Raw genomic sequence first — 26,707 nt, 5'->3', positions numbered from 1 at the left:
GTATGTCTGGAATCAGGAGGTCGATAGCAGGATGAACTGGTATGGAATGCGAGCACATGAAGTGGAAGAAAGAACGAATACGAATGTAAAGGTTGGACTTACAGAGAAAGAAGCAGAAGGGCGAGTAAAGAAATTTGGTACTAATGAATTAGAAGAAGCAAAAAGGCCTTCTGCACTAATGGTATTTTTAGCACAGTTTAAAGATTTCATGGTACTCGTTTTGTTTGGAGCAACAATTGTTTCTGCGTTTTTAGGTGAATACATTGATTCTATTGCTATTGTTGCCATTGTTATTATCAATGGTATTCTCGGCTTTTTTCAAGAAAGAAAAGCTGAAAAATCATTGGAAGCTTTAAAGGAACTAGCTGCCCCGCAAGTTACTGTAATGCGGAATGGAAAGTGGGTAAAAGCACCATCTAAAGCACTTGTTTTAGGTGATATTATTAAGTTTTCCAGTGGTGATCGTATTGGGGCTGATGTGCGTCTTGTTGAGGCATCAAGTTTATATATTGAAGAGTCTGCTTTGACAGGGGAGTCCGTACCTGTACAAAAGAAGGTAGAAGCACTGCAAGGGCAAGATGTTGCAATTGGGGATCAAAAAAATATGGCTTTTATGGGGACAATGATTACGCGAGGATCTGGTACAGGAGTCGTTGTAGCAACTGGTATGAATACAGCGATGGGGCAAATTGCAAATATGTTGCAAAATGCAGAGCAAATGGAAACGCCACTGCAAAGAAGGTTAGAACAGCTCGGAAAAATATTAATTATTGTAGCTCTTATTTTGACAGCGCTAGTTGTATTGGCTGGTGTGTATCAAGGGAATGAAGTATATCATATGTTTTTAGCTGGCGTATCGCTAGCTGTTGCGGCTATTCCAGAAGGATTGCCAGCAATTGTTACAGTAGCTTTATCACTTGGTGTACAGCGTATGATAAAAAAGAGAGCAATTGTAAGGAAGTTACCGGCCGTAGAAACGTTAGGCTGCGCTTCTGTTATATGCTCTGATAAAACGGGAACAATGACACAAAACAAAATGATGGTAACACATATGTGGTCAGGCGGAGAATTGTGGAAAGTGACAGGGCAAGGATATGAACCTAATGGCTCTTTTATGAAAGGTGAAAAAGAAGTGAATCCAGCTAAGACAAAATCACTTTATCAGCTACTTACATTTGGTTCACTATGTAACAATGCAAATATTATTCAAAAGAAAAAGGCGTACGTATTAGATGGGGATCCAACAGAGGGAGCGCTTGTAGCTGCGGCAATGAAAGCTGGGATAACACGTGAGGCATTGAAAGGGAAATTTGAAATTATTCGTGAATTTCCCTTTGATTCAACTCGAAAAATGATGAGTGTTATTGTACGAGATCGAGAGGGGAAAAAGTTTATTGTTACGAAAGGAGCACCGGATGTTCTTTTGCAACTGAGTCAAACAATCTTATGGGGGGATAAGCAGCAGCCGTTAAGTGAGCTATATAGAAAAGAAGTACAGGCGGCTATTCATAGCTTAGGTAGTCAAGCGCTTCGAACAATTGCAGTTGCGTTTAAACCTTTAAAAGTAACGGATTCTATTGAACATGAAAGAGACGTTGAAAAAGATTTTATGTTGGTTGGAATACAAGGTATGATTGACCCGCCAAGGCCAGAAGTCGCGCAGGCGGTAAAAGAGTGTAAAGAAGCTGGTATTCGAACAGTAATGATTACAGGTGATCATAAAGTTACAGCAATGGCGATTGCTGAACAATTAGGAGTTTTACCACCAGATGGACGCGTTGTTGAAGGAGTAGAACTCGCGAATATGGATGTGGAGGAATTAGAAAATGTTGTAGAAGATACGTATGTATTCGCTCGTGTATCACCTGAGCATAAATTGAAAATTGTTAAAGCATTGCAAAATCAAGGACATATAGTAGCGATGACAGGTGATGGAGTGAACGATGCTCCAGCGATAAAAACAGCGGATATTGGGATAGCGATGGGGATTACAGGGACAGATGTTGCAAAAGAAGCCTCTTCACTTGTTTTACTAGATGATAATTTTGCTACAATTAAGTCAGCGATTAAAGAAGGAAGAAATATATACGAGAACATACGTAAGTTCATTCGCTACTTATTGGCGTCAAATGTTGGAGAAATTTTAGTTATGTTATTTGCGATGTTACTTGCATTACCACTGCCGATGGTTCCTATTCAAATTTTATGGGTGAACTTAGTTACTGATGGTTTACCAGCGATGGCATTAGGTTTGGATAAGGCTGAAGGAGATGTGATGAAGAGAACACCGCGTCACCCGAAAGAAGGGGTATTCGCTAGAGGGCTTGCGTGGAAAATAATAAGTCGAGGGTTTTTAATTGGAGCAGTGACGTTAGTGGCGTTTATTATTGCGTATAACCAACATCCAAATGAACTGAAATATGCACAAACTGTAGCGTTCGCGACGTTGGTACTTGCACAGCTTATTCATGTATTTGATTGTCGTAGTGAGCATTCTGTCTTTCACCGTAATCCATTTGGGAACGTGTATTTAGTAGGGGCGGTTATTATTTCGTTACTACTTATGCTAGTGGTTATATATTATCCACCGTTACAACCGATCTTTAGCACAATGCCGATACAAGCAAGAGATTGGTTATTAATTGGAGGTTTGTCATCAATTCCGACTTTCTTACTAGTAGGTTCTTTATTAACAGGGAAAAAGGCTAAGAAGAAAAAGCCGATGTTATATAAGAAGGGATTAAACTTGAAATAGTCAATGTTATGAAAATGTGATATAATTTACAGAAGGTAGTAGAGCCTTGTCTCTATTACCTTTTTCATTGAGTTATTTTATGGCTTGGATGTGATAAAAATGATTTCTAGTATGACAGGGTTTGGAAGATCGAAAGTAGAAAGTGATACTTTTCAAATTACAGTAGAAATGAAATCGGTGAACCACCGTTTTTTAGAGATGAGTATTCGACTTCCTAAGCAAATGATGGTATTTGAGGACAAAATTCGTAAAATAATTGCACAGCAAGTTCGACGTGGACGCATCGAAGTGTCTATTAGTATAGCAGGTGAAGGACTTGTTGAAAGAAAATTAAGTGTGAATTGGTCACTTCTTGAGCAGTACCAATCGATGATGGAAGATATAAAAGGGAAATTTCAATTACAAGATTCTATTACACTTCAGCAATTAATGGCAATGCCAGAAGTAACAGCAATTGAAGAAATAGAAAATGTAAATGAACATTTTGAGAACAGTTTATATGAGGCTGTTCGTCAAGCTGCTCATATGTTGAAAACGATGAGAGATGGCGAAGGAGAACGATTACATAAAGATATAGCGTATCGTTTACAAGAGATTAGCAATTGTGTAAATGCAATTATTCCACATGCACCAATTGTTACACAAAAATATCGTGAACGATTAGAAAATCGCTTAAAAGAATTACATAATCAAGATCTAGATGAACAAAGATTGCTAACAGAAGTTGCAATCTTTGCAGAGCGTTGTGATATTCATGAAGAGTTAGTTCGTTTGCAAAGTCATTTAGAGCAATTTCGTGAAACATTGCAGATTGAAGAGCCTGTTGGAAGGAAAATGGATTTCATCGTGCAAGAGATGCATAGAGAAATTAATACGATTGGTTCTAAGGCAAATGACTTAACAATTTCAAAATATGTTGTAGAAATGAAAAATAACCTTGAAAAAATTCGTGAACAAGTACAAAATATTGAGTAGCTTTCAAAAAATATATAAAGTTATACGTGGTGGAGAAATCGGATAGACTTACTAGGAGGCGCAAACTATGGCCATGCGGTTTTTAAATATTGGATACGGAAATATTGTATCTGCTCATCGAATTATTGCTATTGTAAGTCCGGAGTCAGCTCCTATTAAACGAACAGTACAAGAAGCACGCGAACATAATGCTTTGCTTGATGCTACGTATGGGAGAAAAACAAGGGCGGTTATTGTTATGGATGATGGGCATGTTGTATTAAGTCCAATTCAACCAGAGACGATTGCACATCGTTTGAATAATAAAGAAGATTTAAGTGAGGAAGGGTAGGTTTTACATATTTATGAGAAGTAGAAGAGGATTGCTCATCGTTCTTTCAGGGCCTTCTGGGGTTGGAAAAGGGACGGTTCGTAAAGAGCTGTTTAGCCATGAGGATACACGTTTTCAGTACTCTATTTCAGTAACGACACGTAAGCCGCGTGAAGGTGAAGTAGATGGTGTGGATTATTTCTTTAAAGAAAGAGAAGAATTCGAGGAAATGATTCGTAATGAAAAATTACTTGAGTGGGCTGAGTTCGTAGGTAATTATTACGGAACACCGATTGACTATGTTGAAAAAACATTACAAGAAGGAAAAGATGTATTCTTAGAAATTGAAGTGCAAGGAGCAATTCAAGTTAAGAAAGCTTTCCCAGAAGGTGTATTTATTTTCTTAGCACCTCCAAGTTTATCTGAACTAAAGAGCCGTATTGTCGGACGTGGTACAGAGACTGAAGATGTTATTGAAAATCGTTTAACTGTAGCGAAAGAAGAAATCGAGATGATGGACGCTTACGACTATGTAGTAGAAAACGATCAAGTTGAATTAGCTTGTGATAGAATTAAAGCAATTGTGGTTGGCGAACATTGCCGCCGCGAAAGGGTAGCAAAATATTATAAAGAAATGACGGAGGGTCTATAATTATGTTAAATCCATCAATTGACTCATTACTACAAAAAATCGATTCTAAGTACACTTTAGTAACAGTGGCTGCAAAACGCGCACGTGAAATGCAACTTGCTAATAACTGTGTTGTAGAAAAACCTGTTTCTCATAAATGTGTAGGTAAAGCATTAGAAGAAATCGATGCAGAAGCATTAAGCTACGTACCAAGTGAAGATAAAGTAGCTGAATAAGCCTTTGCCTTCGACAAAATAAAACATAGACTTTATAATTTTCTATGTAACGGTAACAACCTATTTACAAGTAGGTTGTTATTTTTTTACGAAAGGAATGAAATATCGGTACTGACGAGCTGAGAATTCTATTTCAGTATTATAAGTTTGAAAAAGAAAGAGGACGAGTCATATGCTAAAAGGGAAAAAGATACTTTTATGTGTAACAGGAGGCATTGCGGTTTTTAAAGCAGCTGCGTTAACGAGTAAATTGACACAATCTGGCGCGATTGTCAAAGTAATGATGAGTGAGTCGGCAATGAAGTTTGTTACGCCTCTTACATTCCAAGCGCTTTCTCGCCATGATGTATATACGGATACATTCGATGAGAAAGACTCAGCTGTTATTGCTCATATTGATTTAGCAGATTGGGCGGATGTTGTACTTGTCGCACCTGCTACTGCCAATTGTATTGGAAAGTTAGCTGGTGGTATTGCAGATGATATGATTACAACTACTTTGTTAGCTACTACAGCTCCGGTATGGATTGCGCCTGCTATGAATGTGCATATGTATGAAAATAAAATAGTTCAAAAAAATATGATGACATTGAAAACGCTAGGATATACATTTATTGAGCCTGGGGAAGGCTTTTTAGCATGTGGATATGTAGCGAAGGGACGACTAGAAGAACCTGAAGCAATTATTGCACGGTTAGAGGAAGCTTTCTCAGAACACAAACCATTGCAGGGAAAAAGAATATTAATAACTGCTGGCCCAACACGTGAAAAGGTTGATCCAGTACGTTTTATGACGAATTTTTCTTCTGGGAAAATGGGGTATGCGATTGCGGAAGTGGCAGCGAATTTAGGCGCTGATGTTATACTCGTTTCAGGACCGACAGCATTAAATCCACCGTTACATGTAACGACAGTGCAAGTGGAATCTGCACAAGATATGTTAGAAGCAGTTCTTCAACATTATCAAAACGTAGACGTTGTCATTAAAACAGCAGCAGTTGCAGATTATCGTCCGAAATATGTGCATGAGAATAAAATGAAAAAGCAAAATGGTGATGCGGTCATTGAACTTGAAAGAACGGTGGATATTTTAAAAACATTAGGTCAGAAAAAGGATAAACAGTTACTTATCGGTTTTGCTGCTGAAACGACAAATGTAGAGGAATATGCAACGAAAAAACTACGTGAGAAAAATGCAGATATGATTGTCGCGAATGATGTAAAAGCGCAAGGAGCTGGATTTGGCACGGATACGAATATTGTAACAATGTATAGAAAAGATGGAAAAGTTATTGAGTTGCCACTTTTAATGAAAAAAGAGGTAGCTCGTGAAATATTGAAGCAAATTGAAATGATGTTAGAAGATGATCGTTTATGAAATTTGCAAGTGTAATTGTTGATGTACCTGCCCGTCAGACAGATCGACCATTTGATTACATTATTCCTAAAAAATGGGAAGATATTGTACAGACAGGAATGCGTGTAGTAGTTCCGTTTGGGCCAAGAAAATTGCAAGGTTTTATTATTGGGATTAAAGATTCGGTGGATGTAGAAAGTAAGAAGTTAAAGACAATCCATGAAATATTAGATGTAACACCGGTTTTAAATGATGAATTATTAAAGCTTGGATATTGGCTTACAAGTGAAACGTTATGCTACATGATTTCAGCTTTTCAAGTGATGCTTCCAACTGCGATAAAAGCAACGTATAAAAAACGTCTACAACTTTGTAAACAGGAAGAAATAGCACCTGAAATACTATATTTATTTCAGGATAAAGAAGCAATTGATTTTGAAGTAATCGAGCAACAGCCACATTTATACCGAACTATTCAACAAGAAATTAAAAATGGTACGGTTGAAGTCGTTTATCAGGTGAAAGATAAAGTACAAAAGAAGAAGCAAAGAGTGGTTCAGCCGGAGTTGCCAGAAGATAAATTGGAATTAGCGGCATTTGAACTGAAAAGTAAAAAACAACAAGATGTACTTTATTATTTTGTGGAAAATTATAAAAGTACACCGTTGAAAGTAATTACAGAAGAGTTACAAATAACAGATGCTCCAATAAAAGCACTTGTTAAAAAGGGATTCATTTCAGAAAAGTATGTGGAAGTATACCGAAATCCGTATGACGATGATGATTTTGAACAAACAAAACCATTTCCACTTACGGAGGAACAAAAACAAGTTATTACACCGATTTTATCATCAATTACAAATGAAACTTATAATCCATTTTTACTATATGGTGTTACAGGAAGTGGAAAGACAGAAGTATATTTACAATCTATAGCAGCAGTGCTCAAGAAAGGAAAAGAAGCTATCGTTCTTGTTCCTGAAATTGCACTAACGCCCCAAATGGTGGATCGTTTTAAAGGTAGGTTTGGCTCGCAAGTTGCAGTTCTTCATAGTGCGTTGTCTGTTGGAGAAAAGTATGACGAGTGGCGTAAGATTTTAAGAAAAGAAGTGAAAGTTGTAGTTGGTGCGCGTTCAGCTGTTTTTGCGCCTTTTGAGAATTTAGGGATTATTATTATTGATGAAGAGCATGAATCAAGTTACAAACAAGAAGATAATCCGAGGTATCATGCAAGAGATGTAGCTGTCTGGAGAGGACAATATCATAAATGTCCTATCGTTCTTGGTAGTGCGACACCAACACTTGAATCGTTTGCAAGGGCGAAAAAAGGTGTTTATGAACTATTAACAATGGAAAAACGTATGAATGAACAAGCTTTACCAACGGTAGAGATTGTTGACATGCGAGAAGAACTTCGTGACGGGAATCGATCAATGTTTTCTAAGGCGCTGCATGAAAAAATAGCAGATCGATTAGAAAAGAAACAACAAATGGTACTCTTTTTAAATAGAAGAGGTCATTCTACATTTGTTATGTGCCGTGATTGTGGGTATGTTGTCCAATGTCCGCATTGTGATATTTCATTGACATATCATAAAATGAATCATCGTTTAAAATGTCATTATTGTAGTTACGAAGAGAATATGCCAACTGAGTGTCCAGCTTGTCAAAGTACATACATTCGTTTCTTTGGTACAGGTACACAAAAGGTAGAAGAAGAAATTACAAAACTATTTCCAGAGGCACGAGTCATTCGAATGGATGTAGATACGACAAGTCGAAAAGGAATGCATGAAAAATTATTAAAGGCGTTTGGGGAAGAAAAAGCAGATATATTACTTGGAACACAAATGATTGCTAAAGGATTAGATTTTCCGAAAGTAACGCTCGTTGGGGTTTTAACTGCAGATACGATGCTTCACTTACCTGATTTTCGGGCGAGTGAAAAGACATATCAGTTATTGACGCAAGTAAGTGGACGAGCGGGTAGACATGAATTGCCAGGGGAAGTTGTGATTCAAACGTATACGCCAGAACATTACAGTATAGAGTTAGCGAAGAACCAACAATATGATGTGTTTTTTGACCAAGAAATGCAAATGAGACGAACAAGACAATATCCCCCATATTACTATGTTGTACTCGTAACTGTATCTCATCCAGAATTATTAAAAGCGGTACAAGTGACGGAAAAAATTGCCTCGTATTTACGAACGCATTGCTCACAGCAAACAATGGTGCTAGGACCAGTTGCTTCAGCGATTCCAAGGATAAAAGATAGATATCGTTATCAATGCATGATAAAATACAAACGGGAACCAAACTTAAAGAACGTGCTCAAAATGGTAAATGAACATTATCAAGCAGAAATGCAAAAAGAGCTACAAATCTCAATTGATTTTAATCCAACAATGTTAATGTAGCGGAGGGAAATATGGCAGTTTTAGAAATAATAAAGCATCCAAATGAAGTGTTAGAAACACCATGCGAAAGAGTAATTAACTTTGATAAAAAGTTAGTGAAATTGTTGAAAGATATGCATGAAACAATGTTAATTGCGGACGGAGTCGGTTTAGCTGCGCCTCAAGTAGGTGTAAGCTTGCAAGTAGCGGTTGTTGATGTAGATGATGATACTGGGAAAATCGAGTTAATCAATCCATCAATATTAGAAAAACGTGGTGAACAAGTAGGTCCCGAAGGCTGTTTAAGCTTCCCGGGACTTTATGGTGAAGTAGAACGTGCCGATTATATTAAAGTAAGAGCGCAAAATCGCCGTGGGAAAGTATTCTTATTAGAAGCGGAAGGATTTTTAGCGCGTGCAATTCAACATGAAATTGATCATTTACACGGTGTTTTATTTACATTGAAAGTGACAAGATATTATGAAGAAAACGAACTAGAATAGGTGTTAAAAGGAGCGGTTTTTAAATGATAAAAGTAGTGTTTATGGGAACACCGGACTTTTCAGTGCCGGTGCTTCGTCGTCTTATTGAAGATGGCTATGAGGTAGTAGGTGTTGTGACGCAACCTGATCGTCCAGTAGGTAGAAAAAAAGTATTAACACCTACACCTGTTAAAGTTGAAGCGGAAAAACATGGTATCCCTGTGTTACAGCCGTTAAAAATTCGTGAAAAAGATGAATATGAAAAAGTATTGGCATTAGAGCCAGATTTAATTGTAACAGCTGCATTTGGGCAGATTGTACCAAATGAAATTTTAGAAGCACCAAAGTATGGGTGTATTAATGTTCACGCTTCTTTACTTCCTGAACTTCGTGGTGGTGCACCAATTCATTATGCAATTATGGAAGGTAAAGAAAAAACAGGTATTACAATTATGTATATGGTAGAAAAATTGGATGCTGGTGATATCTTAACGCAAGTGGAAGTTGAAATTGAAGAGCGTGAAACGACAGGCTCATTATTTGATAAATTAAGTGAAGCAGGAGCACACCTTCTATCTAAAACAGTGCCTTTATTAATTCAAGGTAAGTTAGAACCGATTAAACAAAACGAAGAAGAAGTAACGTTTGCGTACAATATAAAACGTGAGCAAGAGAAAATTGATTGGACAAAAACAGGTGAAGAAGTATACAATCACATTCGCGGATTGAATCCATGGCCAGTTGCTTATACAACATTAGCAGGACAAGTTGTTAAAGTATGGTGGGGGGAAAAAGTGCCTATAACTGAACCGGCTGAAGCAGGTACGATTGTTGCAATCGAAGAAGATGGTTTTGTTGTAGCAACGAGTAATGAAACAGGTGTTAAAATTACTGAATTGCAACCTTCTGGTAAAAAGCGTATGAGTTGTTCACAATTTTTACGTGGAACAAAACCTGAAATTGGAACGAAGTTAGGAGAAAATGCATGAGACAAAATGTTCGTGAATTAGCTCTTGATGGTTTAATTCAAGTGGAAAAAAGTGGTGCATATAGCAACTTACTTTTAAATAATCTAATTGAAAAAAGTGCAATTGATAGAAAAGATATTGGTTTATTAACTGAAATTGTATATGGAACGATTCAACGTCGTGACACATTAGATTATTATTTACAGCCTTTTTTAAAAAAGAAGGTTGAGGCGTGGGTAAGAGTATTGCTTCGCTTATCTTTATATCAAATGATTTATTTAGACCGAGTGCCAGAAAGAGCGGCTATTCATGAAGCGGTTGAGATTGCAAAGCGTCGCGGGCATAAAGGAATTGCTGGTATGGTGAACGGTGTATTACGTTCGATTCAGAGAGAAGGTGTACCTTCTGTAGATGAAATCAAGGATCCAGTAGAACGTCTTGCAATTACAACAAGTCATCCAGTTTGGCTTGTCCAAGAGTGGACTTCAGAATACGGTTTAGAAACTGCAGAAAAAATGTGCGAAGTAAACATGTTACCCCCTGTACCAACAGCGCGTGTGAATGTTGATAAGGTAACTGTAGAAGAAGCGATTGAGTTGTTGGCAAGTGAAGGTATAGAAGCAAAACGTGGTGACTTATCAGATGATGCTATTCAGATTGAAAGAGGAAATGTAGCGCATACAGAAGCGTTTAAAAAAGGATTTCTTTCTATTCAAGATGAAAGTTCTATGCTTGTAGCACGCGCTTTAGAACCGAATACGGGAGATGCAGTTCTTGATAGTTGTGCTGCTCCAGGCGGAAAAACAACGCATATCGCGGAACGATTAAAGGGAACTGGTAAGGTCATGTCCCTTGATTTACATGCACACAAAGTACGTTTAATTAAACAGCAAGCAGAGCGACTTGGTCTAGAAAATGTCGAAACTAAAGCGCTAGATGCTAGAAAAGTGCAAGAGCACTTTGCAAATGAAACGTTTGATAAAATATTGGTAGATGCACCGTGTTCTGGATTTGGTGTAATTAGACGTAAACCTGATATTAAGTTAGGAAAAGATAAAGGCGATAGTGAAAGATTATCGACGATTCAAATTGCAATACTAGAAAAAATAGCACCATTATTAAAACAAGGCGGTCGTCTTGTTTATAGTACGTGCACAATTGAGAAAATAGAAAATGAACAAGTAATAGAGAAATTTTTACAAGAACATCCTGAATTTGAATGGGATACTACGCTTAAAGAGCGTATGCCAGAAAAATTAACTCCGTATATTGATGAAGGTCAAGTGCAAATTTTACCGCATTATTTTGCGACGGATGGCTTTTATATTGCTTGTTTAAGGAAGAAGGTGTAGCATCATGGAAACGACTGTAAGAAAACAAAAGAAAAATTTAGAAACGAAGAAACCATCAATTTACTCTTTACAACTTCATGAAATGCAAGATTGGTTAAAGGAACAAGGAGAACCGAAGTTCCGTGCTGGACAAATTTTTGATTGGTTATATAAAAAACGTGTAAAAAATTATGAGGATATGTCAAACCTTTCTAAAGGATTGCGTGATAAATTGTCGAATTCCTTTGATATTACTACTTTAAAAACGTTAGTAAAACAAACGTCTTCCGATGGAACAATTAAATTCTTATTCCAATTATATGACGGATATTCTATTGAAACGGTATTAATGCGACACGAATATGGAAATTCCATTTGTGTAACAACGCAAGTTGGTTGTCGTATTGGGTGTACGTTCTGTGCTTCGACACTTGGTGGATTAAAGCGAAACCTAGAAGCTGGAGAAATCGTAGCGCAAGTAGTAGAAGTTCAGCGTGCGCTTGATGAAACAGAAGAACGTGTAAGTTCTCTTGTTGTTATGGGGATTGGAGAACCATTTGATAACTATGATAATTTAATGGGATTCTTACGCATCATTAACCATGAAAAAGGACTTCATATTGGTGCGAGACATATGACTGTTTCGACGAGTGGAATTATCCCGAAAATTTATAAGTTTGCTGAAGAAGATCTACAAATTAATTTTGCGATTTCATTGCATGCTCCAAACTCAGAATTACGTTCAAAGTTAATGCCGATTAACCGTGCTTATAAATTACCAGATTTAATGGAAGCTATTAAATACTATGTAAATAGAACAGGGCGTCGTATTACTTTTGAATATGGATTATTTGGAGGAGAAAATGACCAAGTAGAGCATGCTGAAGAGCTTGCTGCGCTCTTAAAAGGTGTAAAATGTCATGTGAACTTGATTCCGGTAAACTACGTACCTGAACGTGATTATGTACGTACGCCACGTGAACAAATTTTCTTGTTCGAAAAAACGTTAAAAGATCGTGGAGTGAATGTAACGATTCGCCGTGAACAAGGTCATGATATTGATGCAGCCTGCGGTCAGTTGCGTGCGAAGGAGCGCAAAGAAGAGACGAGGTGACGAGATGAAAGCCGTATTTCTATCGGATAAAGGAAAAGTTCGTCAACATAATGAAGATAGTGCAGGAGTTTTTCACAATTTAGATGGAAATGTATTAGCGGTAGTAGCAGATGGAATGGGAGGTCATCGAGCTGGTGATGTAGCTAGCTCGATGGCCATTCAATTATTCCATGATTATTGGAAGCAAACACATAATATGAATGAGCCGAAAAAAGTAGAACAATGGTTACATACTAGTGTTGGGATTATTAATGAGCGTATATATGAATATGCTCAGCAAAATGCAGAATGTAATGGTATGGGAACAACGCTTATAATAGCTGTTTGTACACCAAGCTTTGTGACAATAGGGCATATAGGAGATAGTCGTTGCTATATGGTATCAGAAGGAGAAATGACGCTAGTAACGGAAGATCATTCGCTTGTAAATGAGCTTGTGAAACATGGTGAAATTTCAAAGGAAGACGCAGAGTATCATCCGAAAAAGAATGTGTTATTAAGAGCATTAGGAACAGAAGAAAAAGTTGGGTTAGATGTTAAAACGTTGGTGATTGAGGAAGATGATCAATTACTTCTTTGCTCTGATGGGTTATCAAACAAAGTTTCTATTGATGATATGCGACAAATTTTACAGTTAAATGAACAGCTTGAAGGTAAAGGGCAGTGTCTCATTCAATTGGCAAATGATCGCGGTGGAGAAGATAATATCACACTTGTTCTTATTGATTATGCGGGTTCGACAAACGAAAGTAGGTGAAGTGCAACGTGCTGATTGGAAAACGCTTAAATGACCGTTATAAGCTGCTGAAAATGATTGGTGGTGGCGGAATGGCCAATGTATATTTAGCTCATGATGATATACTTGGCCGAGATGTAGCGGTAAAAATATTAAGACTCGACTACTCAAATAACGAAGAGTTTATTAAACGTTTCCATCGAGAAGCGCAGTCTGTTACAACGTTGTCGCATCCAAATATTGTGAATATGTATGATGTCGGAGAAGAAGATGGTATATACTATCTTGTCATGGAATATGTACCAGGACAAACATTGAAGCAATACATAATTGAGCGAGGGATGTTACCTATAGGAGAAGCTCTTGATATTATGGAGCAGTTAACATCCGCTATGGCACACGCCCATCATTTTGAAATTGTGCATCGTGATATAAAGCCGCACAATATTTTAATTCGAGCTGATGGAATAATAAAAGTAACAGATTTTGGAATTGCGACAGCTACAAGTGCAACAACAATTACACATACAAATTCAGTGCTCGGTTCAGTCCATTATTTATCACCAGAACAGGCACGTGGCGGAATAGCAAATAAACAATCAGATATCTATTCTCTTGGGATAGTTATGTTTGAATTGTTAACAGGAAGACAACCGTTTTCTGGCGAATCTGCTGTTGCTATAGCTTTAAAACATTTACAAAGTGAAATCCCATCACCAAAAAGATGGAATGAAAATATTCCGCAAAGTGTTGAAAATATTATATTAAAAGCAACTGCAAAAGATCCGTTCCATCGATATCAATCTGCCAATGCGATGAAGCGAGATATTGAAACTGCGCTATATCCAGAGAGGATAAATGAGCAACCGTTTTACATACCAGAAGATATGGAAGCGACGAAAGCGATTCCGATTATTCAACAAGAACAATTATTTGAAAATGTAAGTGATGAAACGATTGTTTTAAAAGGGAGTAAGGTGGAAGAACCGATAAGAGCAGAAGCAGCTGAGTTAGATAAGAAGAAAAAACGGAGTAACAAGTGGCTTAAAGTTTTAATTTCAACATTTTTATTTTTAGCAATAGGAATAACATTAGCGCTTACGGTTATTCCAGGATTATTTATTCCGAAAGATGTGAAAGTTCCTGATGTGGCTGGTATGAAATACACGACAGCTGTAAATACATTAGTAGAAAAGGGCTTTGAGGTGACGGAGCCTAATATTGTATATACAGATGATGTTGAAGTTGGGGATGTAATAAAAACGGACCCTGTAGCAGGAAGAGTCGTAAAAGAAAACGCTAAAATTACTATCTATCAATCAGGTGGGAAAAAGAAAAGTAAGATGGCGAATTTCACAGGGCAAAACTTTGAGAGTGTAAAAGCTGAGTTAGAAGAAAAATATAAACAAGTTACAGTAAATTATATTGAAAATGATAAGCCGAAAGGTGAAATTGTAGAGCAAATTCCGACGCCTGATCAAATGGTTATAGAAGCGGAGCAAGAACTGAAAATCTGGGTAAGTAAAGGTCCTTATCAAATTAGACCAGGTGACTTTTCAGGGTGGACTGAAAATAGTGTAACTGGTTATTTGAATGAGAGAAAACTAACGTCAGATATAAAACGAGAGTATTCAGATACAGTCGAAAAAGGACTTGTAATTTCGCAATTTCCAAAACCAGGTACACCATTAAAAGAGGGAGATAAAGTAACTATTATTATCTCTGATGGTCAAAAGCCTAAAGTGACTAAAACGGTAAAATTGGACAATATCTCTATCCCATATGAGCCTGCTGTAACAGGTGAAAAAAAGCCGCAAACAATAGAAATTTATAAAGAAGACATGCAGCAAAAAATGGATAGACCGGTTGAAACGAGAACAATTACTGAATCAGCGACTATTTCTTTAGAATTTGTAATTCAAGAAGGTTCAAAGGGACACTATAAAATTGTACGAGATGGAGTAACGATTATTGATAAAGAAGTACCATATCCAACTCAATAATAGTGAAAGTCTACTTATTATTATTGCCTGTTATGCTGTCTACAAAGTGGACGGTATAGCAGGCAAAAATATATGATTCAAAAAGCTAGTAACGTGATGCAGCTGTAAATATTTTTTTGCATTTAATGGGAAATTTAATGTATATTAGCGAAAGTATATATGGTAGGTTTTGAAATCGTTATTTAGAAAATTTAAATCCATTCATTTTTAAATTCAGCATCACCTTATACAAAAAAGGAGAATTCTATGCCAGAAGGAAAAATTATAAAAGCTTTAAGTGGGTTTTATTACGTGCAGCATGAAGAAGGGGTTACGCAATGTCGTGGACGAGGTGTATTTAGAAAAAATAAAATTACACCACTTGTAGGAGACCAAGTTGTTTTTCAGGCAGATAATCCAACTGAAGGTTATGTGCTTGAAGTGTTTGATCGAAAAAATGAACTTGTTAGACCTCCTATTGCTAATGTCGATCAAGCGATCCTTGTGTTCTCTGCAGTAGAACCAGATTTTAATCCTGGACTGTTAGATCGATTTTTAGTGCTGATTGAATATCATAACATTAAGCCAATTATTTGTATTAGCAAGATGGATTTAGTAGATGAAAAGATGAAAGCAACTGTTGAAGCTTATGCGAATGATTATCGTGAGATGGGTTATGATGTTTTATTTACTTCTATTAATACGTCAGAAAGTATTGATATATTAAAACCATACTTAGAAAATTGTGTTTCTGTCGTTGCGGGTCAATCTGGTGTGGGGAAATCTTCAATGCTTAATGTGCTACGTCCAGAATTAGAGCTGAAAACAAATGATATTTCCTCCCATTTAGGACGCGGGAAGCATACGACAAGACATGTAGAATTAATTGCAATTGGGAGTGGACTAGTAGCAGATACACCGGGTTTTAGTTCACTAGATTTCATTGATATAGAAGTAGAAGATCTTACATATTGTTTTCCAGAGTTGAAAGAAGCGAGCCAATACTGTAAATTTAGAGGGTGTACACATCTTTCTGAACCGAAATGTGCGGTGAAAGCTGCGGTTGAAGAAGGGAAGATTACAGAATATCGCTATAAGAACTATAAACAATTCGTAGAAGAAATTAGAGAGAGAAAGCCGAGGTATTAGTTATGATTAAAATTGCACCATCGATTTTATCAGCAGATTTTTCAAAATTAGGGGAAGAGATTAAAGATGTAGAAAAGGGCGGAGCGGATTACATTCACGTTGACGTAATGGATGGACATTTCGTACCAAATATTACGATTGGACCGTTAATTGTAGAAGCTATCCGTCCAATTACATCATTACCATTAGATGTACATTTAATGATTGAAAATCCTGATAACTATATCCCGACTTTCGCACAAGCGGGAGCGGATATTATTACTGTTCACGTAGAGGCGTGTCCACATCTACATCGTACAATTCAGTTAATTAAATCTCATGGTATTAAAGCGGGCGTTGTATTAAATCCACATACGCCAGTTTCAGTAATTGAGCATGTATTAGAAGATATAGATATGGTATTACTTATGACAGTAAACCCTGGATTTGGTGGACAGAAGTTTATCCATTCTGTATTACCGAAAATTAAACAAGTTGCAGACATGGTGAAAGAGCGCAATCTAGAAGTAGAAATTGAAGTTGATGGTGGTGTAAATGCTGAAACAGCAAGACTTTGTGTGGAAGCAGGAGCAAATGTACTTGTAGCTGGATCAGCAGTATACAATCAAAAAGACCGCGGTGAAGCAATTCGCGTAATTCGTGGGTAGTGATGAACTTTATCCTAGTAAGGTATTCATAGGATAGCGTAAAAATATGTAAAAAGGCAATCTACCGAATGGCAGATTGCCTTTTTACAATGGAAGGGGAAGAAAAAATGATTATTCATATTTTGGCAGGAGGACCTTCGGAATATTGTGCAGATTTTGCTCGATATGAGGATGAGGAAGTAGTGTGGGCAGCGGTTGATAGGGGAGTATACCGTCTATTAAAGAAAGGGATTACACCGGCTGTTGCGTTTGGAGATTACGATTCAGTTACCGAAGAAGAATTAGTATGGATGGGACAGCAAACGAACGAATTACATATTGTTCCACGAGAAAAAGATCAAACGGATTTAGAAATTGCAATTAACTGGGCATTAGGACAGAAGCCGGCACTAATTCGTATTTTTGGTGCTACCGGTGGAAGGCTTGATCACGGTTTGGCAAATATACAGATGCTTTTAAAAGGGTTAGAAGTAGAGATAGAAATGTGTATTGTGGACAATAAAAATGAAATAACAGTTAAAAAAGTGGGTACACATATAATTGAAGAAAATAAAAATTTTCCTTATGTATCTTTTGTACCAGTTACTGAAATAGTGGAAGGGATTACATTGTTTGGTTTTAAGTACCCGCTTACTAATAAAACAATAGAGTGGGGATCAACACTTTGTATTAGTAACGAACTCGTTGAGGAAAAAGGTACTTTTTCATTTACTTCTGGCATATTAATGTTGATAAGAAGCACTGATTGAAGAAACAATTTTGCTCCTTACATCATATAGTGACCAAGTGGAGTAATGGGGATTAGGAGGGAAACCATGAGATTTTATACAATTAAGTTACCTAAATTTCTTGGTGGAATTGTTCGTGCAATGTTAAATACCTTCAAAAAAGATTAAAAAAAGCACCTATCACCGGTGCTTTTTCCATTGTTATAGTAAAAAAAGAGCCTATCGGCTCTTTTTTTTATTATTAAACACGTTCGATTTTGCCAGATTTTAATGCTCTAGCAGAAACGTAAACACGTTGAACTTTTCCGTCGATGCGTACGCGAACTTTTTGAAGGTTAGCGCCCCACTTACGTTTTGTAGCGTTCATTGCGTGAGAACGAGAGTTACCAGAACGAGCTTTTCTTCCAGTAATAGCACAAACACGAGCCATTTATATTTCCCTCCCTTGATACCTTACCATACGTAATTTTTCAATGTTAGTCTTTTATGCGATGCTAAAAACACTACTATAATTTAACACAACTAAAAAGAGAATGCAACACCGTAGAAAAAAGAAATCAAGAAAATTTACTTGACACTATATGTCAATGAAGAAAAGTTGAAATCCATAAAAATTGCTTGACATATTATAGTGGTACATGTTGTATAATAACAATGGACTATTTTGCTCATCATAAAAAAGTGTAATTTAAAACATAAAATATGAGAGTGAAAAGAAAGAACGATGGAATTTTCTTTAAAAAGATTATATGATAGTAACTAAAGTAGTCTAGCTCACTTTCACCATTTATGAAGGGGGAAACGAGATGTCAATTGAAATTAAAACGAAGTACGGTCAAATTGATATTAGTACAGATGTAATTGCAACAATTGCTGGAGGTGCCGCGGTAGATTGCTACGGTATCGTAGGTATGGCATCAAAAAATCAGTTAAAAGATGGATTAACAGACATTTTACGAAAAGAAAACTTCACTAGAGGTGTTATTGTTCGTAAAGATGAAGATGAAGTACATATTGATATGTATATTATTGTGAGCTATGGTACGAAAATTTCAGAAGTGGCACATAATGTGCAGACGAAAGTGAAATATACATTAGATCAAACTGTAGGACTAGCAGTAGATTCTGTAAACATCTACGTACAAGGAGTTAAAGTAATAAACTTGTAATGTGCATTAAGGAGGAAAATCTGTGTCAATTCAAAAAATTGATGGAAAACGTTTATCACAAATGATCATGCAAGGAGCGAATAATTTAACAAATAATGTTCAGCTTGTTGATGCATTAAACGTATTTCCAGTTCCAGATGGCGATACCGGTACAAACATGAACTTATCTATGACTTCAGGTGCGCGTGAAGTGAAAGCAAATCCTTCACAGCATGCTGGTAAAGTCGGCGTAAGTTTAGCCAAAGGATTATTAATGGGAGCTCGTGGTAACTCTGGAGTTATTTTATCTCAGTTGTTCCGTGGTTTCTCTAAATCCATTGAACAAAAAGAAGAATTAACAACAGTTGATTTTGCTGCAGCACTAGAAGCTGGAGTAGAGGCGGCTTATAAAGCGGTTATGAAACCGATTGAAGGAACGATTTTAACGGTTGCAAGAGAAACGGGTAAATATGCAGTAACAGTTGCGAAAAAACAGCGCGACTTTGTTTTGTTTATGGAAGACGTTGTGAAAGAAGCAAACGCATCGTTAAATCGTACGCCAGATTTATTACCTGTATTAAAACAAGTTGGCGTTGTAGATAGCGGTGGTAAAGGTCTTGTAGTGGTATACGAAGGGTTTTTAGCTGACTTAAAAGGAGAAACGATTTCTTCTGATGCACCGACGCAACCATCTATGAATGAAATGGTACGCGCAGAACATCACCGTAGTGTACAAAGCCAATTGAGTACAGAAGATATTAAGTATGGATATTGTACGGAGTTCATGGTGAAATTAGAGGCTGAAAAGGTGAAAGAGCATAATTTCTCTGAACAAAAATTCCGTGAAGATATTAGTGTATATGGTGATTCTCTACTAGTTGTGTCTGATGATGAAATTGTAAAAGTTCATATCCATGCAGAACATCCTGGAGACGCTATGAACTACGGGCAAAAATACGGTAGTTTAATTAAGATTAAAGTAGAAAATATGCGTGAACAGCATACTGCTTTGTTAGATGAACCTACTATGGTTCCTGAGCAACCAGCTCAATCGAAAGAAAAACAACCATATGGTATCGTAACTGTAGCTATGGGATCTGGTATTAAAACTTTATTTGAGAGCATCGGCGCAACGAAAGTTATCGAAGGTGGTCAAACGATGAATCCAAGTACGGAGGATATCGTGAAGGCAATTGAAGAAGCAAATGCTGAAAAAATCATTATTTTACCGAATAACGGAAATATTGTAATGGCAGCAGAACAAGCGGCATCAGTTGTAGATCAAGAAGTTATTGTTGTTCGTTCGAAAACAGTTCCTCAAGGTATGGCAGCAATGTTAGCATTTAACCCAGTTGGAACGTTAGAAGAGAATGAAGAAAACATGCAAGAAGCTTTATCTCATGTGAAAACAGGTCAAATTACGTATGCTGTACGTGATACGGAAATTGATGGTGTAGCAATTCAAAAAGATGATTTCATGTGTATTGCAGATGGGAAAATTGTATCTACAAATGCTGAAAAAGTAGGAGCTGCGAAGCAATTACTAGAAGCGCTTATTGATGAAGATTCTGAAATCGTAACGATTCTACAAGGGGAAGATGCAACTGATGAAGAAGTAGCGGAGTTAGTTGAATTTGTAGAAGAGAAATTTGAAGATGCAGAAGTAGAAGTACATGCTGGAAACCAACCAGTGTATTCTTTCATCTTCTCTGTAGAATAAGATAAGATTCGTTTTGAAAATAAATGGATTACTTACTTGCTAATGGATAAGAAGTAGTAATATGAAGTTTATTACTAGTTTTTATTCAAAAGGCTAGCATATTGAAGAGAGAAAAGAGCCTTGCTGCTAATAGTGAGGCTCTTTTTTACTTGTTTTATATAAGGGATTTGAGTAGTTTCTCTTAGAATGCCTATGATAGAATATATAAGGTGAAAGAGAGCGATTACAGATGCTAATTGGTACTCAAATAAAATGCAATAAAGAAAATAATGTGACGGGGTGTGAGAATCTTGAATGATGTTGTACAAGTTCCTGTTACGGATGTAAAGGGGATCGGAGGAGAAACATCTGAGTTACTACATGAGATGGGTATTTATACAGTTTCTCATCTATTAGAACATTTTCCGTACCGTTATGAAGATTATGCGATGAAAGATCTTGCTGAAGTAAAGCATGATGAACGTGTAACGGTTGAAGGGAAGGTTCATAGTGCTCCTTTGCTGCAATATTATGGTAAGAAGAAATCGCGTTTAACAGTTCGTGTTCTCGTCGGTCGTTATTTAATTACGGCGGTATGTTTTAATAGGCCTTACTATAAGCAAAAATTAAAGTTAGATGAAACGATAACGATTACTGGTAAATGGGATCAACATCGTCAAACAATTGCTGTATCAGAACTTCATTTTGGACCGGTTGTACGTCAACAAGAAGTGGAACCTGTTTATTCAGTAAAGGGGAAACTTACAGTAAAACAGATGCGTCGTTTTATTGCTCAAGCGTTAAAGGAATATGGAGATTCTATAGTCGAAGTGTTACCGGATGGTTTGTTAGGGCGATATAAATTATTACCAAGATATGAAGCGCTCAGGGCATTGCATTTTCCGGTAGGACAGGAAGATTTGAAGCAAGCGCGTCGCCGTTTTGTATATGAAGAATTTTTCTTATTTCAGCTGAAAATGCAAACGCTCCGGAAAATGGAGAGGGAAAATTCAAAAGGGACGAAGAAAGAGATTCCGTCAGCAGAATTACAAGAATTTATCGATGCACTGCCGTTTCCATTAACGGGTGCGCAGCGCCGAGTTGTAGATGAAATTTTGAAAGATATGACATCTCCTTATCGGATGAACCGACTATTGCAAGGTGATGTTGGTTCTGGGAAAACAGTTGTTGCTGCGATTGGTCTTTATGCATCGAAATTAGCTCATTATCAAGGTGCTTTAATGGTTCCTACAGAAATTTTAGCTGAGCAACATTATCAGTCGCTTGCTGAAACGTTTTCGCATTTTGGTATGAAGGTGGAACTGTTAACAAGTTCTGTTAAAGGGGCGAGACGTCGAGAAATTTTAGCGAAGTTAGAACAAGGAGAAATAGATATTCTTGTTGGAACGCATGCCTTAATTCAAGATGAAGTTATATTTCATAGGTTGGGTCTCGTTATTACAGATGAACAGCATCGATTTGGTGTAGCGCAGCGCCGAGTTTTACGGGAGAAAGGTGAAAGTCCAGATGTATTATTTATGACAGCGACACCAATTCCGCGTACGCTTGCAATTACTGCATTTGGAGAGATGGATGTTTCGATAATCGATGAGATGCCAGCAGGTAGAAAGGTGATTGAAACATACTGGGCAAAACATGATATGTTAGATCGCGTTCTCGGTTTCGTTGAAAAGGAGATAAAAAAAGGAAGACAGGCATACGTTATTTGTCCTCTAATTGAAGAATCTGAGAAACTTGATGTGCAAAATGCTATCGATTTACATAGTATGCTGACGCATCATTACCAAGGGAAATGCCAAGTTGGATTGATGCATGGGAGATTATCGTCTCAGGAAAAAGAAGAGATAATGGGACAGTTTAGTGAAAATAAAGTACAAATTCTTGTATCGACAACAGTTGTTGAAGTAGGTGTGAACGTACCGAATGCGACTGTAATGGTTATTTATGATGCAGAACGTTTCGGTTTATCGCAGCTTCATCAGCTTAGAGGGCGTGTCGGCCGTGGTAGTGAACAATCATATTGTTTATTAATAGCAGACCCTAAATCAGAAACAGGGAAAGAAAGAATGCGCATAATGACTGAAACAAATGATGGATTTGTATTGTCAGAAAAAGATTTAGAATTACGAGGTCCTGGAGATTTCTTTGGGAGTAAGCAAAGTGGCTTACCAGAATTTAAGGTTGCTGACATGGTACATGATTATCGAGCGTTAGAAACGGCAAGGCAAGATGCGGCGATACTAGTAGATTCAGAAGCGTTTTGGCACAATGATCAGTATGCTGCCTTGCGTACGTATCTTGATGGGACAGGTGTGTTCCAAGGAGAGAAGCTCGATTAAAGGGAGTCAACAAAAGTTTTTGTTGCATTCTACTTTTAATGATTATATACTACTGTTAGTACCTAGTCATAAAAATGGATGGTGCGGTATGAAAAAAAGAAGAAGTAAAAAAGAAAGACAAGAGTTATTACAACAAACAATCGAATCAAATCCTTTTATTACGGATGAAGATTTAGCGGAAAAATTTCAAGTGAGTATACAAACGGTACGACTTGATCGTATGGAATTGTCTATTCCTGAATTAAGAGAGAGAATTAAACATGTAGCTACAAAGCAACATGAAGAAGATGTGAAATCTTTACCGTTAGAAGAGGTTGTTGGAGAAATTATTGATATTGAATTAGATAGACATGCAATCTCTATCTTTGAAGTAAAGATAGAACATGTATTTAAAAGAAATCAAATCGCTCGTGGGCATCATCTGTTTGCGCAAGCAAACTCACTAGCTGTTGCGGTTATTGATGAAGAATTAGCTTTAACTGCAAAGTCTACCATTCGATACATTCGCCCTGTAAAATTAGGAGAGCGTGTTGTTGCAAAAGCGCGCGTTGAAGATGTAGAGAATGATAAAGGACGGACGGTTGTCAAAGTGCGTAGCTTCGTTGGAGAAGAACTTGTTTTTACAGGCACTTTTGAAATGTATCGATCTAGTAATTATAGTGAGGAAGGTAACAACTTATGAAAATCGCAATAGATGCAATGGGCGGAGATCACGCTCCAAAGGCTGTAGTATTAGGGGCAATGAAAGCTATTAAGGAATATTCTGATTTACATATTACGTTAGTAGGGAAAGAAGAGGAAATTCGTCAATACTTAACGAGTGATGAACGAATTACTATTCTTCATACAGACGAAAAAATAGAATCAACGGAGGAACCAGTAAGAGCGGTTCGTCGAAAAAAACAAGCTTCAATGGTGCTTGCGGCACAACAAGTAAAGGATGGAGAAGCAGACGCTTGTATATCCGCAGGTAGTACAGGAGCTTTAATGGCAGCTGGATTATTTGTAGTCGGTCGTATGGAAGGAATTGAGAGACCAGCTTTATCGCCTACAATGCCAACTGTAGATGGAAAAGGTTTTGTTATGTTAGATGTTGGAGCAAATGTTGATGCAAAACCAATTCATTTATATCAATATGCAGTAATGGGATCTGTTTATGCTGAGAAGGTAAGAGGAATTGAAAATCCTCGCGTTGGACTATTAAACGTTGGAACAGAGGATGGAAAAGGAAACGAGCTTTCAAAGCAAGTATTTGCAATGCTTAAAGATGCGCCAATTAATTTCGTGGGGAACGTTGAATCAAGAGATTTATTGCAAGGTGTAGCAGATGTTGTTGTATGTGATGGTTTTACAGGGAATGTAGCGTTGAAATCATTAGAGGGAACAGCACTTGCGCTATTCTCTATGTTGAAAGAACAGTTAATGAGTTCATTTACGAGCAAATTAGCAGCGGCGGTATTAAAGCCAAAACTTATGGTATTAAAAGATAAAATGGATTATTCGGAGTATGGAGGAGCTGCATTATTTGGATTGAAAGCACCTGTCATTAAGGCTCACGGTTCTTCTAATGATCAGTCGATATTTAGTGCGATTCGTCAAACGAGAGAAATGGTAGCGAAAGAAGTAATTCCTACGATTTCAAGCGTAATGGAGAAAGAGTCACTCCAATAAGAGGAGGATTTGAAATGGGAAAAATAGCATTTCTTTTTCCGGGCCAAGGTTCACAGGCAGTTGGAATGGGTAAACAATTAGCAGAGAATAATAAAGAGGTTGCAAAAGTGTTTGCAAAAGCAGATGAGGTGTTGGAAGATTCACTTTCAGAAGTGATTTTTGAAGGACCGCAGGAAAAGCTTACATTAACAACAAATGCGCAGCCTGCATTATTAACAACGAGTTTTGCTATTTTGACAGCTTTGAAAGAGTATGACATTACACCTGACTTTGTCGCTGGTCATAGTTTAGGTGAATATAGTGCTCTTGTAGCAGCTGGTGCATTAACTTTTGAAGATGCTGTATATGCTGTAAGGAAACGTGGCGAATATATGGAAGAAGCTGTTCCGGGCGGGGAAGGCGCAATGGCAGCTATATTAGGTGCTGACCCACATATGCTGAAACAAGTTACAGAAGAAGTAACAAGTGAAGGATATGCAGTGCAAATCGCTAATATGAATAGTACGAAGCAAATTGTGATTTCTGGAACGAAGCAAGGCGTAGAGGTTGCTTCTCAAAGAGCGAAGGAAAATGGTGCAAAGAGAGCGATTCCACTAAAAGTAAGTGGGCCATTCCATTCTTCACTTATGAAGCCGGCAGCTGAGAAGTTCCAAAGTGTTTTAAATGAAATTACAATTCATGACACGAATATTCCTGTTATTGCAAATGTTACGGCGGAAGTTATTACACGTGGTGCAGACATTCAAGAAAAGTTAATCGAACAGCTTTATTCGCCTGTATTATGGTACCCGTCTATTGAATATATGGTGAACCAGGGAGTAGATACATTTATTGAAATTGGACCTGGAAAAGTACTTGCTGGACTTATGAAGTCAATTGATTCATCAGTAAAAGCATATGCGATATACGATGAAGAGACATTAAAAGATACCATTTCAAATTTGAGAGGAGAAAACTGATGTTAAAAGGGAAGGTAGCATTAGTAACTGGCGCTTCACGTGGAATTGGTCGCGCGATTGCGATTGATTTAGCGAAACAAGGGGCAAATGTAGTAGTAAATTATGCTGGTAATGAACAAAAAGCAAATGAAGTAGTAGATGAAATTAAAAAATTAGGTTCTGATGCAATTGCGGTAAGAGCAGATGTTGCAAATGCTGATGATGTTACAAATATGGTGAAACAAACAGTAGATACATTTGGACAAGTTGATATTCTTGTAAATAATGCTGGTGTAACGAAAGATAATTTATTAATGCGTATGAAAGAAGAAGAATGGGATACAGTTATTAATACAAACTTAAAAGGTGTATTCTTATGTACAAAAGCAGTATCTCGTTATATGATGCGTCAACGTCACGGTAGAATTATAAACATCGCTTCGGTTGTTGGTGTTATAGGAAACCCAGGACAAGCTAACTATGTTGCTGCTAAAGCGGGTGTTATTGGATTAACAAAAACATCTGCAAAAGAGTTAGCAAGTCGAAATATTACAGTGAATGCAATTGCGCCGGGATTTATTGCGACTGATATGACGGATGTACTAGATGAGAATATTAAAGCCGAAATGTTAAAAGTTATTCCAGCTGCTCAATTTGGTGAAGCGAAAGATATCGCGAATGCTGTAACGTTTTTTGCTTCTGATCAAAGCAAATATGTTACAGGTCAAACGTTAAATGTTGATGGCGGTATGGTAATGTAATAAAAGAATCGATTTCACCTAGTTTTTTTGGTCAATATTTAATATAATATTTGAGGGGAGGTGAATGGAATGGCAGATGTTTTAGAGCGCGTAACAAAAATCATCGTTGATCGTTTAGGAGTAGAAGAGACTGAGGTAGTACCAGCTGCAAGCTTCAAGGAAGATTTAGGAGCAGACTCCCTAGATGTAGTAGAACTTGTAATGCAATTAGAAGATGAATTCGAAATGGAAATTTCTGATGAAGATGCTGAAAAGATTGCTACTGTTGGCGATGCTGTGACTTACATAGAGAGTCATCTATAATGCTTAAGTGAAGTCCCGTTTTTT

26 protein-coding genes are annotated in these 26,707 nt (G+C 37.2%); 25 read left to right on the top strand and 1 reads right to left on the bottom strand.

Features of this window, described 5'->3' with window-relative positions:
• The first annotated feature begins 31 nt into the window (after positions 1 to 31).
• The 17 genes from C3Y97_RS19575 to spoVM all read left to right on the top strand — a co-directional run bounded on the left by C3Y97_RS19575 (position 32) and on the right by spoVM (position 17,971).
• A complete protein-coding gene (locus tag C3Y97_RS19575) occupies positions 32 to 2,755 on the top strand; it encodes a calcium-translocating P-type ATPase, SERCA-type (protein ID WP_001104776.1) in 2,724 nt (907 codons plus the stop codon).
• Positions 2,756 to 2,854: 99 nt separating this feature from the next.
• A complete protein-coding gene (locus C3Y97_RS19570) occupies positions 2,855 to 3,730 on the top strand; it encodes a YicC/YloC family endoribonuclease (protein ID WP_000625869.1) in 876 nt (291 codons plus the stop codon).
• 67 nt (positions 3,731 to 3,797) lie between these two features.
• Entirely contained in the window at positions 3,798 to 4,061 is a 264-nt protein-coding gene (gene remA / locus C3Y97_RS19565; protein ID WP_001251456.1) for an extracellular matrix/biofilm regulator RemA, read from the top strand.
• A gap of 13 nt (positions 4,062 to 4,074) precedes the next feature.
• Positions 4,075 to 4,692 (top strand): guanylate kinase, encoded by a 618-nt coding sequence (gene gmk, locus C3Y97_RS19560; protein WP_001257741.1) that lies wholly within the window; start codon positions 4,075 to 4,077, stop codon positions 4,690 to 4,692.
• Positions 4,693 to 4,694: 2 nt separating this feature from the next.
• A complete protein-coding gene (gene rpoZ / locus C3Y97_RS19555; protein WP_000933960.1) occupies positions 4,695 to 4,907 on the top strand; it encodes a DNA-directed RNA polymerase subunit omega in 213 nt (70 codons plus the stop codon).
• Positions 4,908 to 5,079: 172 nt separating this feature from the next.
• On the top strand, positions 5,080 to 6,285 hold the full coding sequence (gene coaBC, locus C3Y97_RS19550; RefSeq protein ID WP_000911750.1) for a bifunctional phosphopantothenoylcysteine decarboxylase/phosphopantothenate--cysteine ligase CoaBC: 1,206 nt from the start codon (positions 5,080 to 5,082) through the stop codon (positions 6,283 to 6,285).
• Complete coding sequence (priA, locus tag C3Y97_RS19545; RefSeq protein ID WP_136363616.1) at positions 6,282 to 8,687, top strand: primosomal protein N'; 2,406 nt, start codon at positions 6,282 to 6,284, stop codon at positions 8,685 to 8,687. Before coaBC ends, priA begins: the two co-directional genes overlap by 4 nt.
• Positions 8,688 to 8,698: 11 nt before the next feature.
• Positions 8,699 to 9,169: a peptide deformylase gene (gene def, locus C3Y97_RS19540; RefSeq protein ID WP_136363615.1), complete on the top strand. Its 471-nt coding sequence runs from the start codon at positions 8,699 to 8,701 to the stop codon at positions 9,167 to 9,169.
• 23 nt (positions 9,170 to 9,192) lie between these two features.
• Positions 9,193 to 10,137, top strand: a complete 945-nt coding sequence (gene fmt, locus C3Y97_RS19535; protein WP_000598804.1) for a methionyl-tRNA formyltransferase — start codon at positions 9,193 to 9,195, stop codon at positions 10,135 to 10,137.
• Positions 10,134 to 11,468, top strand: coding sequence for a 16S rRNA (cytosine(967)-C(5))-methyltransferase RsmB (rsmB, locus tag C3Y97_RS19530; RefSeq protein ID WP_001249666.1), 1,335 nt, complete (start codon positions 10,134 to 10,136; stop codon positions 11,466 to 11,468). The genes fmt and rsmB overlap by 4 nt, the downstream gene beginning before the upstream one ends.
• Positions 11,469 to 11,472: 4 nt before the next feature.
• Positions 11,473 to 12,561: a dual-specificity RNA methyltransferase RlmN gene (rlmN, locus tag C3Y97_RS19525; protein WP_000450540.1), complete on the top strand. Its 1,089-nt coding sequence runs from the start codon at positions 11,473 to 11,475 to the stop codon at positions 12,559 to 12,561.
• A gap of 4 nt (positions 12,562 to 12,565) precedes the next feature.
• Positions 12,566 to 13,318, top strand: a complete 753-nt coding sequence (locus C3Y97_RS19520; RefSeq protein ID WP_000648703.1) for a Stp1/IreP family PP2C-type Ser/Thr phosphatase — start codon at positions 12,566 to 12,568, stop codon at positions 13,316 to 13,318.
• An 8-nt stretch (positions 13,319 to 13,326) separates the two neighbouring features.
• On the top strand, positions 13,327 to 15,300 hold the full coding sequence (gene pknB / locus C3Y97_RS19515; RefSeq protein WP_000904747.1) for a Stk1 family PASTA domain-containing Ser/Thr kinase: 1,974 nt from the start codon (positions 13,327 to 13,329) through the stop codon (positions 15,298 to 15,300).
• A 246-nt stretch (positions 15,301 to 15,546) separates the two neighbouring features.
• Complete coding sequence (gene rsgA, locus C3Y97_RS19510) at positions 15,547 to 16,428, top strand: ribosome small subunit-dependent GTPase A (protein WP_001113932.1); 882 nt, start codon at positions 15,547 to 15,549, stop codon at positions 16,426 to 16,428.
• Between the two features lie 2 nt (positions 16,429 to 16,430).
• Complete coding sequence (gene rpe, locus C3Y97_RS19505; protein WP_000589974.1) at positions 16,431 to 17,075, top strand: ribulose-phosphate 3-epimerase; 645 nt, start codon at positions 16,431 to 16,433, stop codon at positions 17,073 to 17,075.
• 68 nt (positions 17,076 to 17,143) lie between these two features.
• Complete coding sequence (locus C3Y97_RS19500) at positions 17,144 to 17,824, top strand: thiamine diphosphokinase (RefSeq protein ID WP_002026234.1); 681 nt, start codon at positions 17,144 to 17,146, stop codon at positions 17,822 to 17,824.
• A 66-nt stretch (positions 17,825 to 17,890) separates the two neighbouring features.
• Positions 17,891 to 17,971 carry a stage V sporulation protein SpoVM gene (spoVM, locus tag C3Y97_RS19495; RefSeq protein ID WP_001213599.1) on the top strand — a complete coding sequence of 27 codons (81 nt, stop codon included), beginning with the start codon at positions 17,891 to 17,893 and terminating at the stop codon, positions 17,969 to 17,971.
• 73 nt (positions 17,972 to 18,044) lie between these two features.
• Here the strand turns inward: spoVM and rpmB are convergent, their stop codons facing one another.
• Positions 18,045 to 18,233, bottom strand: a complete 189-nt coding sequence (gene rpmB / locus C3Y97_RS19490; RefSeq protein WP_000124776.1) for a 50S ribosomal protein L28 — start codon at positions 18,231 to 18,233, stop codon at positions 18,045 to 18,047.
• Positions 18,234 to 18,609: 376 nt separating this feature from the next.
• On the opposite strand from rpmB, the gene C3Y97_RS19485 reads away from it, so the two are divergent.
• The 8 genes from C3Y97_RS19485 (at position 18,610) to acpP (ending at position 26,683) form a co-directional block, all read left to right on the top strand.
• A complete protein-coding gene (locus C3Y97_RS19485) occupies positions 18,610 to 18,972 on the top strand; it encodes an Asp23/Gls24 family envelope stress response protein (RefSeq protein WP_000021109.1) in 363 nt (120 codons plus the stop codon).
• A 22-nt stretch (positions 18,973 to 18,994) separates the two neighbouring features.
• Complete coding sequence (locus C3Y97_RS19480) at positions 18,995 to 20,671, top strand: DAK2 domain-containing protein (RefSeq protein ID WP_000027129.1); 1,677 nt, start codon at positions 18,995 to 18,997, stop codon at positions 20,669 to 20,671.
• A gap of 290 nt (positions 20,672 to 20,961) precedes the next feature.
• The gene (gene recG, locus C3Y97_RS19475) at positions 20,962 to 23,010 is read left to right on the top strand and encodes an ATP-dependent DNA helicase RecG (RefSeq protein WP_001000816.1); all 2,049 of its coding nucleotides are present in this window, start codon (positions 20,962 to 20,964) and stop codon (positions 23,008 to 23,010) included.
• 88 nt (positions 23,011 to 23,098) lie between these two features.
• Positions 23,099 to 23,692 carry a transcription factor FapR gene (fapR, locus tag C3Y97_RS19470; RefSeq protein ID WP_000747348.1) on the top strand — a complete coding sequence of 198 codons (594 nt, stop codon included), beginning with the start codon at positions 23,099 to 23,101 and terminating at the stop codon, positions 23,690 to 23,692.
• Positions 23,689 to 24,681 carry a phosphate acyltransferase PlsX gene (plsX, locus tag C3Y97_RS19465; protein WP_000684100.1) on the top strand — a complete coding sequence of 331 codons (993 nt, stop codon included), beginning with the start codon at positions 23,689 to 23,691 and terminating at the stop codon, positions 24,679 to 24,681. Before fapR ends, plsX begins: the two co-directional genes overlap by 4 nt.
• 14 nt (positions 24,682 to 24,695) lie before the next feature.
• Entirely contained in the window at positions 24,696 to 25,640 is a 945-nt protein-coding gene (fabD, locus tag C3Y97_RS19460) for an ACP S-malonyltransferase (protein WP_000515899.1), read from the top strand.
• Positions 25,640 to 26,380, top strand: coding sequence for a 3-oxoacyl-[acyl-carrier-protein] reductase (gene fabG, locus C3Y97_RS19455; protein ID WP_000911773.1), 741 nt, complete (start codon positions 25,640 to 25,642; stop codon positions 26,378 to 26,380). The genes fabD and fabG overlap by 1 nt, the downstream gene beginning before the upstream one ends.
• Positions 26,381 to 26,449: 69 nt before the next feature.
• Positions 26,450 to 26,683, top strand: coding sequence for an acyl carrier protein (gene acpP / locus C3Y97_RS19450; RefSeq protein ID WP_000786062.1), 234 nt, complete (start codon positions 26,450 to 26,452; stop codon positions 26,681 to 26,683).
• Positions 26,684 to 26,707 lie beyond the last annotated feature (24 nt).

The organism is Bacillus sp. DU-106 (assembly GCF_004799705.1).
GTDB classification, from domain to species: domain Bacteria; phylum Bacillota; class Bacilli; order Bacillales; family Bacillaceae_G; genus Bacillus_A; species Bacillus_A cereus.
The sequence above is the reverse complement of the archived record's forward strand: the minus strand, read 5'-3'. Positions and strand labels throughout refer to the sequence as shown.

What these genes read in the sequence shown, in the direction of transcription:
- C3Y97_RS19575 (WP_001104776.1), top strand. Translation starts at nt 32, where the DNA reads ATGAACTGGTATGGAATGCGAGCACATGAAGTGGAAGAAAGAACGAAT.
- C3Y97_RS19570 (WP_000625869.1), top strand. Translation starts at nt 2,855, where the DNA reads ATGATTTCTAGTATGACAGGGTTTGGAAGATCGAAAGTAGAAAGTGAT.
- remA (WP_001251456.1), top strand. Translation starts at nt 3,798, where the DNA reads ATGGCCATGCGGTTTTTAAATATTGGATACGGAAATATTGTATCTGCT.
- gmk (WP_001257741.1), top strand. Translation starts at nt 4,075, where the DNA reads ATGAGAAGTAGAAGAGGATTGCTCATCGTTCTTTCAGGGCCTTCTGGG.
- rpoZ (WP_000933960.1), top strand. Translation starts at nt 4,695, where the DNA reads ATGTTAAATCCATCAATTGACTCATTACTACAAAAAATCGATTCTAAG.
- coaBC (WP_000911750.1), top strand. Translation starts at nt 5,080, where the DNA reads ATGCTAAAAGGGAAAAAGATACTTTTATGTGTAACAGGAGGCATTGCG.
- priA (WP_136363616.1), top strand. Translation starts at nt 6,282, where the DNA reads ATGAAATTTGCAAGTGTAATTGTTGATGTACCTGCCCGTCAGACAGAT.
- def (WP_136363615.1), top strand. Translation starts at nt 8,699, where the DNA reads ATGGCAGTTTTAGAAATAATAAAGCATCCAAATGAAGTGTTAGAAACA.
- fmt (WP_000598804.1), top strand. Translation starts at nt 9,193, where the DNA reads ATGATAAAAGTAGTGTTTATGGGAACACCGGACTTTTCAGTGCCGGTG.
- rsmB (WP_001249666.1), top strand. Translation starts at nt 10,134, where the DNA reads ATGAGACAAAATGTTCGTGAATTAGCTCTTGATGGTTTAATTCAAGTG.
- rlmN (WP_000450540.1), top strand. Translation starts at nt 11,473, where the DNA reads ATGGAAACGACTGTAAGAAAACAAAAGAAAAATTTAGAAACGAAGAAA.
- C3Y97_RS19520 (WP_000648703.1), top strand. Translation starts at nt 12,566, where the DNA reads ATGAAAGCCGTATTTCTATCGGATAAAGGAAAAGTTCGTCAACATAAT.
- rsgA (WP_001113932.1), top strand. Translation starts at nt 15,547, where the DNA reads ATGCCAGAAGGAAAAATTATAAAAGCTTTAAGTGGGTTTTATTACGTG.
- rpe (WP_000589974.1), top strand. Translation starts at nt 16,431, where the DNA reads ATGATTAAAATTGCACCATCGATTTTATCAGCAGATTTTTCAAAATTA.
- C3Y97_RS19500 (WP_002026234.1), top strand. Translation starts at nt 17,144, where the DNA reads ATGGCAGATTGCCTTTTTACAATGGAAGGGGAAGAAAAAATGATTATT.
- spoVM (WP_001213599.1), top strand. Translation starts at nt 17,891, where the DNA reads ATGAGATTTTATACAATTAAGTTACCTAAATTTCTTGGTGGAATTGTT.
- rpmB (WP_000124776.1), bottom strand. Translation starts at nt 18,233, where the DNA reads ATGGCTCGTGTTTGTGCTATTACTGGAAGAAAAGCTCGTTCTGGTAAC.
- C3Y97_RS19485 (WP_000021109.1), top strand. Translation starts at nt 18,610, where the DNA reads ATGTCAATTGAAATTAAAACGAAGTACGGTCAAATTGATATTAGTACA.
- fapR (WP_000747348.1), top strand. Translation starts at nt 23,099, where the DNA reads ATGAAAAAAAGAAGAAGTAAAAAAGAAAGACAAGAGTTATTACAACAA.
- plsX (WP_000684100.1), top strand. Translation starts at nt 23,689, where the DNA reads ATGAAAATCGCAATAGATGCAATGGGCGGAGATCACGCTCCAAAGGCT.
- fabD (WP_000515899.1), top strand. Translation starts at nt 24,696, where the DNA reads ATGGGAAAAATAGCATTTCTTTTTCCGGGCCAAGGTTCACAGGCAGTT.
- fabG (WP_000911773.1), top strand. Translation starts at nt 25,640, where the DNA reads ATGTTAAAAGGGAAGGTAGCATTAGTAACTGGCGCTTCACGTGGAATT.
- acpP (WP_000786062.1), top strand. Translation starts at nt 26,450, where the DNA reads ATGGCAGATGTTTTAGAGCGCGTAACAAAAATCATCGTTGATCGTTTA.